General features: G+C 70.1%; 9 protein-coding genes. 2 read left to right on the top strand and 7 right to left on the bottom strand.

Annotation, left to right across the window (positions count from 1 at the left end):
• Nucleotides 1-386: 386 nt before the first annotated feature.
• Complete coding sequence (locus ABT367_RS37725) at nucleotides 387-1394, bottom strand: stage II sporulation protein M (protein ID WP_352258029.1); 1008 nt, start codon at nucleotides 1392-1394, stop codon at nucleotides 387-389.
• A gap of 89 nt (nucleotides 1395-1483) precedes the next feature.
• Between ABT367_RS37725 and ABT367_RS37720 the strand changes: the two genes are divergently transcribed.
• Nucleotides 1484-2524, top strand: coding sequence for an RDD family protein (locus ABT367_RS37720; RefSeq protein ID WP_352258027.1), 1041 nt, complete (start codon nucleotides 1484-1486; stop codon nucleotides 2522-2524).
• Between the two features lie 48 nt (nucleotides 2525-2572).
• Here the strand turns inward: ABT367_RS37720 and ABT367_RS37715 are convergent, their stop codons facing one another.
• The gene (locus tag ABT367_RS37715) at nucleotides 2573-3187 is read right to left on the bottom strand and encodes a hypothetical protein (RefSeq protein WP_352258025.1); all 615 of its coding nucleotides are present in this window, start codon (nucleotides 3185-3187) and stop codon (nucleotides 2573-2575) included.
• 425 nt (nucleotides 3188-3612) lie between these two features.
• Nucleotides 3613-5070 carry an adenosylhomocysteinase gene (gene ahcY / locus ABT367_RS37710; RefSeq protein ID WP_352258023.1) on the bottom strand — a complete coding sequence of 486 codons (1458 nt, stop codon included), beginning with the start codon at nucleotides 5068-5070 and terminating at the stop codon, nucleotides 3613-3615.
• Nucleotides 5071-5487: 417 nt separating this feature from the next.
• On the opposite strand from ahcY, the gene ABT367_RS37705 reads away from it, so the two are divergent.
• Nucleotides 5488-7599, top strand: a complete 2112-nt coding sequence (locus tag ABT367_RS37705; protein ID WP_352258021.1) for a PTS fructose transporter subunit IIABC — start codon at nucleotides 5488-5490, stop codon at nucleotides 7597-7599.
• A 121-nt stretch (nucleotides 7600-7720) separates the two neighbouring features.
• On the opposite strand, the gene ABT367_RS37700 is transcribed toward ABT367_RS37705, so the two are convergent.
• The 4 genes from ABT367_RS37700 to ABT367_RS37685 all read right to left on the bottom strand — a co-directional run bounded on the left by ABT367_RS37700 (nucleotide 7721) and on the right by ABT367_RS37685 (nucleotide 11571).
• A complete protein-coding gene (locus ABT367_RS37700; protein WP_352258019.1) occupies nucleotides 7721-8689 on the bottom strand; it encodes a cation diffusion facilitator family transporter in 969 nt (322 codons plus the stop codon).
• A gap of 114 nt (nucleotides 8690-8803) precedes the next feature.
• On the bottom strand, nucleotides 8804-9955 hold the full coding sequence (gene manA, locus ABT367_RS37695; RefSeq protein ID WP_352258017.1) for a mannose-6-phosphate isomerase, class I: 1152 nt from the start codon (nucleotides 9953-9955) through the stop codon (nucleotides 8804-8806).
• 72 nt (nucleotides 9956-10027) lie between these two features.
• On the bottom strand, nucleotides 10028-11161 hold the full coding sequence (locus ABT367_RS37690) for an SIS domain-containing protein (protein WP_352258015.1): 1134 nt from the start codon (nucleotides 11159-11161) through the stop codon (nucleotides 10028-10030).
• 239 nt (nucleotides 11162-11400) lie between these two features.
• The gene (locus ABT367_RS37685) at nucleotides 11401-11571 is read right to left on the bottom strand and encodes a Trm112 family protein (protein ID WP_199553004.1); all 171 of its coding nucleotides are present in this window, start codon (nucleotides 11569-11571) and stop codon (nucleotides 11401-11403) included.
• Nucleotides 11572-11896 lie beyond the last annotated feature (325 nt).

Genomic DNA, 11896 nt, shown 5'->3' with positions numbered 1-11896 from the left:
AGGAACGGACGCTTCCTTTGTACTCACCCTCTCGGGCTTTCCTCCGGGCTTCCCTTCGGTGTTTCCGACTCTATCAGACTCTTTCGGGCCCGATTCCCAGTCGGACTGGGATTCGCTTTCCTGGGTTTCCGCTTTTCGACGGTTTCCCTTTCCGGCGAGACCGACTTTATCAGAGTTTCTCGACCGGTCTGACCGGCCTTGGATTCTGATGAATCGGAGAGGCTTCGTGAGGAATGAATTTCCTGCGAAGCACGTAGATATGAAGCTCTGCCGCCGAACCTGACTGGTTCCAGGCAACTGTTCGAATCTACCTCCCCCGTCCAGCCGTGTCAACGACTTTCTTGGGGCGGAGAGGACAGTAGCAGGTCAGGAGGGTTGAACGCACATCACGCGGCGATCGGCACCGAGGCGCTCTGTTCGGGCTCCGCCACGTCTCCGCGCTCGCCGGCGCGGACCGCGCGTCCGCCCACCACGTACACGTAGAGAAGAAAGGCGAGTTCGGCGACGACGCCGATGGTGATGCGGGCCCATGTGGGAAGACCGGACGGGGTGACGAAGCCTTCGATCGCGCCGGAGATGAAGAGGATGAGGGCCAGGCCGATGGCCATGCCCAAGGCGGCGCGCCCCTCTTCGGCGAGGGCTGTGCGGCGGGTGCGCGGGCCCGGGTCGATGAGCGTCCAGCCGAGGCGCAGGCCGGTGCCGGCCGCGACGAAGACGGCTGTCAGCTCCAGGAGTCCGTGGGGCAGGACCAGGCCGAGGAAGGTGTCGAGGCGGCCTGCGGAGGACATCAGGCCGATGCCCACGCCCAGGTTGAGCATGTTGAGGAACAGGATCCAGATCACCGGGAAGCAGAGGAAGGCGCCCAGGACCAGGCACATGGCGGCGGCCTGGGCGTTGTTCGTCCAGACCTGGGCGGCGAAGGACGCGGCGGGGTGGCTCGAGTAGTACGTCTCGTAGTCGCCGCCGGGGCGGGTGAGCTGGCGGAGTTCCTCGGGGGCCGCGATCGCGGACTGGACTTCGGGGTGGGTGGCGATCCACCAGCCGATCAATGCGGCGACCAAGGTGGAGAGCAGAGCGGTGGGTACCCACCAGTGGCGGGTGCGGTACATCGCGGCGGGGAAGCCGTGGCCGAGGAAGCCGGTGACGTCGCGCCATGAAGCGCGGCGGGTGCCGGTGACCGCGCTGCGTGCGCGGGCCACAAGCTGGCTGAGCCGACCGGTCAGCTGGGGGTCCGGGGCGCTGGACTGGATCAGCGAGAGGTGGGTGGCGGTGCGCTGGTACAGCGCGACGAGCTCGTCCGCTTCTGCTCCGTTGAGCCTGCGTCGGCGGCTCAGGAGCGCGTCCAGGCGGTCCCATTCGGCACGGTGTGCGGTGACGAAGACGTCCAGGTCCATCCTGCGGCTGCTCCCCTTGCTGCGGCGCGATGTGCCCTCAGCTTGGCAGACTGTCCGGTCCAGGGGCAGTGCGGGGAAGGGCGGGACACGTGAGTGAGCTGGTGACCGGTGAGGCGGTGGCGCTCGAACTGCGCGCCGCGCGGCTGCCCAGCCGTGCCTTGGCGGTGATGATCGACCTGGCTGCGGCCTTCGGTGTCTACATCGCCGTGTCCGTGGCGCTGTTCGCCGCTGCCGGCTCCCTCGACGGCGCCGCGCAGGCGGCGATCTCGGTGGCCACGTTCCTGCTGGTCCTCGTGGGCGGGCCGATCGCGGTGGAGACGCTGAGCCATGGGCGTTCGCTGGGGAAGCTCGCCTGCGGGCTTCGCGTCGTACGCGATGACGGCGGGCCCATCCGCTTCCGGCACGCGCTGGTGCGCGGGGCGATGGGGGTGATCGAGATCCTCGGGACGGCCGGGGTCGTCGCGTGTATCGCCTCGCTGGTGTCGGCGCGTGGGCGGCGGCTCGGGGATGTGTTCGCGGGGACTCTTGTCGTACGGGAGCGGATCCCTGTTGCCCGTACCGCTTATGTGCCGCCGCCTCCGCCCTGGTTGGTGGGGCGTTTCGCCGATCTGGACCTGTCCGGCGTGCCCGATGGGCTGTGGCTGGCGATCCGGCAGTACCTGACGCGAATGGGGCAGCTGGATCCGCAGGTGGGGTGGTCGATGGCGGGCCGGCTCGCGGCGGATCTCGCTGCCTGTACGGGGACTGCGGCGCCGCAAGAGGTGCCGCCTGCCGCTTACCTGGCCGCTGTCGTGCATGAGCGGCAGGCTCGGGATGCGCGGAAGGCGTTCGGGGCGGTGCCGGGGTACGGGGCTCCCGGGGCCCCGGGGTACGGACCGTCGGGGGCTACGGGGTATGGAGCTCCCGGTGCTGTGCCGGGCGGTTCTCCGGTGCCGGGCGGTTCTCCTGTGCCGGGCGGTTCTCCTGTGCCGGGCGGTGCCGGTCACGTGCCGCCAGGGGCCTTCGCTCCGCCTTCCGGGCAGCCCACGTACCAGCCGGCTCAGCCCTCCTACCGGCCCTCCGCTGCCGAGCCGCCGGGAGCCGCGCCGCAGGATGTGCCGCCCAAGACCGGTTTCGCGCCGCCTGCTTGAGCGGGTCCGGGCTCGATGCCCTCGTAACCCCCTTGCCTGAGAGCGGACTTACGGGAACACCGACGGCGGTGACTCCAGGTCTTCGAGCTCGATGCCGGGCGCTGCGAGCACCACGTCCCCGGCGAGGTGTACGGCGTGCTGCTCCCCCGTGTCCAGGTCGCTGACCTGGTATTCGTCCACGGCCAGCGGGCCGTTGTCAGTGGCGTGTGTTTCGCTTTTCAGCAGTGACCAGGACTGGTCGAGGGTGCGAGGGGCGAGCACGGGGTCGGTGAAGCGGACGAGGCGGACGCGCTTCGAGGGGGATTCGGGGGTGAGCCGCAGCAATCGGGCTGTGGCGATCAGGAACGCGGGTGAGGCGCCGCCGAAGGCATGGGCCCGGACATTGCCTTCGGTGGCGTGCTCGCCGGTGGGATCGGTGCGCACCCAGGTCACGCCGTCGATGGCGGCGCCGCGCACTTGCCAGTCACTGGCGTGGAGTTCCAGGCGGATCGGGCGGCCCAGCTCGTCGACGGCCAGGTCGACGGAGCCGGTGAAGTCGCCGGAGGGGGAGGTCAGTTGGGAGACGTAGCGCCAGCCGGAAGGGCCGGGGGCGCAGTGGAAGTGCTCTTCACCGAGGGGGGTGTGATCGTGCGGATCATGGTGCGAATAACGGCCGCGGGGCATGAGGTCGGGTCCTTGCTGGGTCCTGCTCGGGGCCGGATGGGCTTGCTCGGGGCGGCTTGACCGCGGTCGGCGCGTATCGACGTGGGCCTGATCCGTGGCGGCCTGATGGGTGCCGGTCCTCGGCGGACCGGTCGAGCCTTCACGCGGGCAGGCCCCCGCCTGAGGGGCGAGGGCCTGCCCGGCGCCAAGTGCTCCGTCGGTGACGGCTGTTGGCACCGGCCGATCATGGCTGCCGGCATCGGTCCGTCATGGCCGCCGGCACCGGTCCATCACGGCTGCTGGTCGCGTCGACCGGGCGTCACGCTGTACGTGGCGACCGGGGGCGGCCCGAGCGCCGGGCGTTCTGCCTGACGTACGTCCTTGTCCTGCTCGCAGGGGCGTACGTGCCGGCAGGAGCCCGGGCGGTACGGGCCGTCGTGACGGGATCAGTAGCGGTAGTGGTCCGACTTGTACGGGCCCTCGACCTTGACGCCGATGTAGTCGGCCTGCTCCGGGCGCAGTTCGGTGAGCTTCACGCCGAGCGCGTCCAGGTGGAGGCGGGCGACCTTCTCGTCGAGGTGCTTGGGGAGCACGTACACGTCGGTCGGGTACTGCTCGGGCTTCGTGAACAGCTCGATCTGGGCCAGGGTCTGGTCCGCGAACGAGTTGGACATCACGAAGGACGGGTGGCCCGTCGCGTTGCCCAGGTTCAGCAGGCGGCCCTCGGACAGCACGATGAGGACCTTGCCGTCGGGGAACTTCCAGGTGTGGACCTGCGGCTTGACCTCGTCCTTGACGATGCCCGGGATCTGCGCGAGGCCAGCCATGTCGATCTCGTTGTCGAAGTGGCCGATGTTCCCGACGATGGCCTGGTGCTTCATCTTGGCCATGTCGGAGGCCATGATGATGTCCTTGTTGCCGGTCGTCGTGATGAAGATGTCGGCCTTGTCGACGACCTCGTCGAGCGTGGTCACCTGGTAGCCGTCCATCGCCGCCTGCAGCGCGCAGATCGGGTCGATCTCGGTGACGATGACGCGGGCGCCCTGGCCGCGCAGCGACTCCGCGCAGCCCTTGCCCACATCGCCGTAGCCGCAGACGACCGCGGTCTTGCCGCCGATGAGGACGTCGGTGGCGCGGTTGATGCCGTCGATCAGCGAGTGGCGGCAACCGTACTTGTTGTCGAACTTCGACTTGGTCACGGCGTCGTTGACGTTGATCGCCGGGAACAGCAGCGTGCCGTCACGGTGCATCTCGTACAGACGGTGCACACCGGTCGTGGTCTCCTCGGTCACGCCACGGATCTCCGACGCGAGCTTCGTCCACTTGTCGGAGCCCTCGGTGATGGTGCGGTTGAGGAGCTGCAGGATGACGCGGTGCTCGTCGTTCTCGGCGGTGTCGACCGAGGGGACCTTGCCGGCCTTCTCGTACTCGACGCCCTTGTGGACGAGGAGGGTGGCGTCGCCGCCGTCGTCGAGGATCATGTTCGGGCCGCCGGTGGGGGTGCCGGGCCAGGTCAGCGCCTGCTCGGTGCACCACCAGTACTCCTCGAGCGTCTCGCCCTTCCAGGCGAAGACCGGGACGCCCTGGGGGTTGTCCGGCGTGCCGTTCGGGCCGACGGCGATGGCCGCGGCGGCGTGGTCCTGCGTGGAGAAGATGTTGCAGGACACCCAGCGGACCTCGGCGCCCAGGGCGACCAGGGTCTCGATGAGCACGGCGGTCTGCACGGTCATGTGCAGGGAGCCCATGATGCGGGCGCCCGCCAGCGGCTGCGTGGCGGCGAACTCCTTGCGGATCGACATCAGGCCGGGCATCTCGTGCTCGGCGAGGGTGATCTCCTTGCGGCCGAACTCGGCCAGCGAGAGGTCGGCGACCTTGAAGTCCTGTCCATTGACAAGAGTGGTCATGTGAGGCTGCTCCCAGATCGGAGACGGTTTGCGGGCATGGAGCGGCTGCGGCGCGGGCACGCGACGCGCAGGCGCAACACCAGCCCGCGCAGGCACACAGGGATGCACCCGGTAGCTCGCAGCGCAGTCCGTCGGAGGCCCTCTCTCCCTCGGACGGCCCAATCGCGGGGCCGCCCGACCGCCATCAGCAGCGACGTCTGTCAGGTCACGAATCTACACCGATCGGCCCAGCGGGCAGTAGCCCGCCCCCGGCACGTAGCCTCGTGGGCTGCAGAGCCCGGAAGGCTTGTTGGGAGAAGGCCTTCTAGACTTTTGCCCACAGACCTGGCTATAGGGCCACAGACCGTCTATAGCAGGATGCGGTAGGCCGAAAGCCGCGCCTCGGTGCGGTGCCGACGAACGCTTGAGGAGATATACGTGACCAGTCCAGCGCAACCCCCCGCAGGCGTGGGGCCCGATGGGCGGAAGCTCAAGCTGCTCGCGGTCACCGCGTGCCCGACCGGTATCGCTCACACGTATATGGCGGCCGAGAAGCTGCAGCAGGCGGCCGAGGGGCTCGGCGTCGACATGAAGGTGGAGACGCAGGGCTCGATCGGCGCCGAGAACGTCCTCACTGACAACGATGTCAGAGACGCGGACGGCATCATCGTCGCCGCCGACAAGGAGGTCGACCTCGACCGCTTCGCCGGCAAGAAGCTCCTCACGGTCCCGGTCGCGGACGGTATCCACCGTCCCGAGCAGCTGATCGCCGAGGTGCAGAGCGCCAAGGTCTACTCGGGCGGAGGCTCCGGCGGCGGCGCGGCAGGCGGTTCCGGCGGCGGTGGCGGTGCGGGCGGCGGCAAGGAGCGCAGCCTCGCGTACAAGGCACTGATGAACGGTGTCTCGTACATGATCCCGTTCGTCGTGGTGGGTGGTCTGCTGCTGGCGGTCTCGCTGTCGCTGGGCGGGCACGCGGACGCCAAGGGCGGCCTCGTGGTCCCCGAGGGCACCTTCTGGTTCTACGTGCAGAAGCTCGGCGAGACCGGCTTCAAGCTGATGCTGCCGATCTTCTCGGGCTATATCGCGTACGCACTCGCGGACCGGCCCGCGCTGGTGCCCGGCATGATCGGCGGTTTCCTCGCCGCCGATGCCACCAACATCTACGGAGCCGACGCCAACGCGGGCTTCCTCGGTGCCATCGTCACCGGTTTCATGGCCGGCTACCTGGTGCTGTGGATCAAGAAGGTCAAGGTCCCGAAGGTCGTCATGCCGATCATGCCGATCATCGTGATCCCGATCGTCTCGACGCTGATCGTCGGCCTGCTGTACATCTACTTGATCGGCCAACCCGTCTCCTGGCTGTTCACGCAGCTGCAGGACTGGCTGAACGGTATGACCGGCTCCAGCGCGATCGTGCTCGGCGCCATCATCGGTCTCATGATCGCCTTCGACATGGGCGGTCCGGTCAACAAGACGGCGTTCCTCGTGGCCGTGGGTCTCATCGGCACCAACAACGCCGTGATGGGTATGGCCGCGGCCGCCATCCCCGTCATGCCGCTCGGTCAGGGTCTGGCCACGCTGCTGCGCAAGAAGCTCTATTCGCAGGAGGAGCAGGAGACCGGTCTCGCGGCCTTGTTCATGGGCTTCTTCGGTATCTCCGAGGGAGCGATCCCCTTCGCGGCAGCACGACCAGCCCAGGTCATCCCGGCGAACATGCTCGGTGGCGCGGTCGCCGGTGCCATCGCCGGTGTGGCGGGCGTCGAGGACTCCGTGCCGCACGGTGGTCCGATCGTCTCGCTGTTCGGCGCGATCAGCGGTGCGCTGATGTTCTTCGTCGCGATCATCGTCGGCACGGTCGTCACCGCGTTCACCACCAACGCCCTCATCGCGATCAAGGCCCGCAAGGAGGCCGGCAAGGCGGCGGAGTCTGCCGGTCCCGAGCCCGCGATGGCCGGTGTGGGTGCGGGCGCCAAGTCCGCGGGCGCCGCCGCCGCGGCCGCCGGCACCGCCTCGGCGGCCACCCCCGCCGGCGCGAAGTCGGCCGGGATCGCGACCGCGGGCGCCACGCAGTCCGCGGACGCCGCACCCGACGACGAGGTCCTCTCGGGCTACCTCACCGAGCAGACCGTCAAGGTCCAGCTCGCCTCCGACGACAAGGAGGCGGCGATCCGCGAGATGGCCAACATGCTGGCCACCACCGGCAAGGTGACCGACACCGAGGAGCTCGTGCAGACTGCGCTGCGTCGCGAGGCGCAGGGCACCACGGGGCTCGGCGAGGAGATCGCCATCCCGCACGCCAAGACGGATGCGGTCACCGCCCCGATCGTCGGATTCGCCCGGTCGTCCGAGGGTGTGGAGTGGGGTTCGCTCGACGGCACGAAGGCCAAGTTGATCTTCATGATCTCCGTGCCGGAGGCCGCCGCCGGCGATGAGCACCTGCGGATCCTCGCGCTGCTCTCCCGCAAGCTGATGGACACCGGCTTCCGCGAGCGGTTGCAGTCGGCGCCCGACGAGGCGGCGATTCTGGACGTGCTGCGCGAGATCCAGTAACTCCCGCCCGGCACACCCCCGTACGGCAACGGGCCCCGCACCTCGAAAGGTGCGGGGCCCGTCCTCGTACTGCAAGAGCCCATCCACGTATGGGAAGAGCCCTTCCCCGTACGGGAGGAAATCAGTGAGCGGAAGGCCCGCCGGGTGACTTCGCCGGGTTGTCGCCGGCCTCGGCCGCCGACTCGCTGTAGATGTCCGGCTCGAGGTAGATGACGCGGGCGATCGGCACGGCGGTGCGGATGCGCTCCTCGGCGGCGTTTATGGCGGCGGCCACCTCGGCGGCCGTGTCGTCGTGCTGGACCGCGACCTTGGCGGCGACAAGGAGTTCCTCCGGGCCGAGGTGCAGCGTACGCATGTGGATGATGCGGGTGACCGTGTCGCCGTCGACGATCGCGGCCTCGATCTTGGCGACCTCCTCGGTGCCCGCGGACTCACCGAGAAGCAGCGACTTGGTCTCGGCCGCGAGCACGATCGCGATGATGATGAGCAGGATGCCGATGCAGAGGGTGCCGATGCCGTCCCAGACGCCGTCGCCGGTGGCGAGCGCGAGGCTGACGCCGACGAGGGCGAGGATCAGACCGACGAGCGCGCCGAGGTCCTCGAGGAGGACGACGGGGAGTTCGGGCGCCTTGGAGCGGCGGATGAACTCCTTCCACGACTGCTTGCCGCGGATCGCGTTCGACTCCTTGATGGCCGTACGGAAGGAGAAGGTCTCCGCGATGATCGCGAACACCAGGACGCCGACCGGCCAGTACCAGTGCGTGATCTCGTGCGGGTGCTTGATCTTCTCGTAGCCCTCGTAGATGGCGAACATGCCGCCTACGGAGAAGAGCACGATCGAGACGAGGAAGGCGTAGATGTAGCGCTCGCGCCCGTACCCGAAGGGGTGCTGCGGCGTGGCCGCGCGCTGGGCCTTCTTGCCGCCGAGCAGCAGCAGGCCCTGGTTGCCCGAGTCGGCGAGCGAGTGGACGCTCTCCGCGAGCATCGACGAGGAGCCACTGAAGATGAAGGCCACGAATTTCGCTACCGCGATGGCGAGGTTGGCGGCGAGTGCCGCCACGATCGCCTTGGTGCCGCCTGACGCGCTCATCTAGCCCGATGTCCCTTCGCACTGCTGCCGCGTACGCCGTGTACGCAATGGACCGCACGACCGCTCAGGGCCGTGCGGTGCGCCATTGTTGCAGCAGTCGGAGCGGACGGCGCGTCAGGCCACCACGGTGGCGCGGAAGATGGTGCCGTTTCCGGAAATCTCCGCCGTCTCGCCCGCCGGGACGAAGACGGACTGGCCGGGGGCGAGCTCGAACTCCCCCGCGGTCACCGTGCCCGCGGTGCAGAGCAGGATCTGCGGCGTACGGGCGGTCACCTCGCGCGCGGCGGAGCCTTCCGGCAGGACGTACCGCGAGAGCCGGAACTCGTCGATCGGCGTCTCGTAGACCTCCTCGCCGTCGGGGCCGGCCTCGGGGCGCAGGACGCCCGGGTCGGTGGCCTCGAAGCGGACGATGCGCAGGAGTTCGGGGACGTCCACGTGCTTGGGGGTGAGGCCGCAGCGCAGCACGTTGTCGGAGTTGGCCATGATCTCGACGCCGAGGCCGTTGAGGTACGCGTGCGGGACGCCGGCTCCGAGGAACAGGGCCTCGCCGGGCTGCAGTTGGACGTAGTTGAGCAGCATCGCGGCGATCACGCCCGGGTCACCCGGGTAGTGGCGGGCGATGCTCGCGTACGGGGCGTAGGCGCCGCCGAGGCGTTCGGCGGCGGCCGTGGCCTCGGTGACCGTGGCGGTCATGGCGTCCTTGTCGGCGCTGAGCACGGCGGTGAGCACCTCGCGGAGGGCGGCCTCCTCGGGGTGCGCGTGCAGCAGGTCGACGTAGGGCTTGAGGGAGTCGACGCCGAGGCCGGCCAGCAGGTCGGCGGCCTCGTTCGGGTCGCGGAAGCCGCACAGGCCGTCGAACGGGGTGAGCGCGCAGATCAGTTCGGGCTTGTGGTTGGCGTCCTTGTAGTTACGGAACGGGGCGTCGATCGGGACGCCGCGCCGCTCCTCGTCCGCGTACCCCTCCTTCGCCTGCGCGAGGTCGGGGTGCACCTGCAGCGACAGCGGGGCGCCGGCGGCGAGCAGCTTCAGGAGGAACGGCAGCCGGGGCCCGAACTTCGCCACGGCCTCGGCACCCAGCTCGGCTTCCGGGTCGGCGTCGATGACCTCGTTGAGCGGGCCGCGCTCCAGGCGCGAGGGGGCGCCGGGGTGGGCGCCCATCCACATCTCGGCCTGCGGTTCGCCGGTCGGCTCCACACCGAGCAGCTGCGGGATCGCGGTGGTCGAACCCCAGGCGTACGGGCGGATGGTGTTGCTGAGGCGGTCCATGAGGGGATTTCCTTCGTACGTACGGGAATCAGGCGCCTGGGACGGGCACCGGGAGGCCGGTTGAGGTGACGCTCATGATCGTCCCCCCGAGGCGAGCGCCAGGTAAACGGCGGCGAAATCCGTGACGGCGATCAACTCCGCCAGGTTTTCGAGATCGCTGCCTTCCTGAGGTTCGAGCTCACTGATCGCGATGTCGTGGCCGAGCGCGAGTTCGCGGGCGGCCGGGGCGGCGCTCAGGCCGCCGGTGGGACGGTCGCGCAGGAGTACCGCGCGGGCGCGCATCGCCTGCGGCTCCTCCACGCGGTCGCGGAAGAAGTCGTCCGGGTCGCCGCCCGCCGCGAGGTTCCCGGTCAGGAGGGCGCCGTGGGCGGGCAGGGCCTCGGGCAGTTCGCCGGCGAGGGCGGCGCGTCCTGCGATCTCGGCGAGCATCGCGGCGAAGCGGCGGCCGACCGGGCCCGCGGGCGGGCCCTCGGTCCAGATCAGCGGCAGGGACTCGTCGAGCTCGGCGGCGAGTGTCTTCGCCGGGTTGCTGTATGTGGCGATGGCGGGTCCGCAGCGTTCCGCGGTGCTGTCGAGGCGGTCGGCGACCTTCTGCAGGGCGTCGGGGGCGGCCTCGATCAGACCGGCGCGGTCGAGGAGCGCGAGCAGCGGGGTGAGCAGCGCCCACAGCGCGTCCGGGCCGGCGGCCGCGCCCTCCTCGTACTCGGCGTGGAGGCTCTGCGCCATCGGTACGGCCAGGCCGTGCTTGGCGCCGACCGTCTCGTGCAGCGGGGTTCCGGCGGGGGCCACCGAGGTGACCGCGCAGCCCCTTCGGTACGCCTGCTCGGCGAGGAGTTCGAGACCGGGCTCGGTGCCGTCCGGGGTGGCGATCAGGAGCAGGTCGACCGGGCCGACCCAGCCGGGCAGGGCCCAGCGCAGGGCTCCGGCGGCGGGGGCCACGCCGGTGGGCTGCAGCCTTGTGACCGGGCACGCTCCCCCGGCCAGGGTGGCGATCAGGTCGGCGACGCATACGGAGGCGGCGCCGGGGCCCGCGATGAGGATCGCCCGGGGGCGGCCCTCGGGGCGCAGCTGACTGACGCCGGCCTCTTCCGCGAACCGCACCGCGGTGCGCACCCTGGCCCCCGCCTCTGCCGCGCCGCGGAGGAGGCCTCTGCGGTCGGCGCGGGCGAGGGCGTCCGGGTTGTCCAGCAGCGAATCGTCTAGCACGGGCGGTGGGCCTCCGATCGCTGGGTGCCGGGTGGCTTTGGCTTGTGCGGGTGGCTTCGGCTTGTGCCGGTGGCTTCGGCTTGTGCCGATGGCTTCGGCTTGTGCCGGTGGCTTCGGCTTGTGCCGGTGTGCCGGGTTCGGCGGCTACGGGTTTGCGCGGGGCGTTCGTGCCGGGCGCTGCGGCATTTTTCGTACGAGGCCGGGGGTGGCCCCCGTCGTACTACGCGCCGCGGACGGCGTCAGGCCGGGCGGCGGGCCTCGTCGACGAGCAGGACGGGGATGCCGTCTCGGACCGGGTAGGCCAGGCCGCAGTCGGTGCCGGTGCAGATCAGCTCGGCGTCCGCCTCCTTGAGGGGGGCGTGGCAGGCCGGGCAGGCGAGGATCTCGAGGAGTCCGGCTTCGAGCGGCATGGTGGGTGTCCGTCCCTTCGAACAGGTGGTTTGACCACGTCAGGGTATCGCTGTGTGGGGTGGGGTGCGGGGTCTTGGGGTGGGGGTGAGCTGGGCTGCGGGGTCTTGGGGTGGGGGTGAGCTGGGCTGCGGTTGGGGCGGGGCTGTGGTTGGGAGCGGTCGGGGGTGGGCGGGGGCGGTCAGGGGTAGGGCGGGTGCGGGCGCGTTGCCGGGTGCGGGCCGGTTGCGCCTGCGGCGGGCCGTTTTCCCCTACCCGCCCCTTCCCGAAACCGGGGGCTCCGCCCCCCGGCCCCCCCCACGCCAGCCCCCAAGGGTGGGCGGGCCC

The organism is Streptomyces mesophilus (assembly GCF_040300965.1).
In the GTDB taxonomy this organism is placed as follows: Bacteria; Actinomycetota; Actinomycetes; order Streptomycetales; family Streptomycetaceae; genus Streptomyces; species Streptomyces mesophilus_A.
The sequence above is the reverse complement of the archived record's forward strand: the minus strand, read 5'-3'. Positions and strand labels throughout refer to the sequence as shown.

Bases quoted from the DNA above. Each gene is read 5' to 3' on its own strand.
- ABT367_RS37725 (WP_352258029.1), bottom strand. From the start codon at position 1,394: ATGGACCTGGACGTCTTCGTCACCGCACACCGTGCCGAATGGGACCGC.
- ABT367_RS37715 (WP_352258025.1), bottom strand. From the start codon at position 3,187: ATGCCCCGCGGCCGTTATTCGCACCATGATCCGCACGATCACACCCCC.
- ahcY (WP_352258023.1), bottom strand. From the start codon at position 5,070: ATGACCACTCTTGTCAATGGACAGGACTTCAAGGTCGCCGACCTCTCG.
- ABT367_RS37700 (WP_352258019.1), bottom strand. From the start codon at position 8,689: ATGAGCGCGTCAGGCGGCACCAAGGCGATCGTGGCGGCACTCGCCGCC.
- manA (WP_352258017.1), bottom strand. From the start codon at position 9,955: ATGGACCGCCTCAGCAACACCATCCGCCCGTACGCCTGGGGTTCGACC.
- ABT367_RS37685 (WP_199553004.1), bottom strand. From the start codon at position 11,571: ATGCCGCTCGAAGCCGGACTCCTCGAGATCCTCGCCTGCCCGGCCTGC.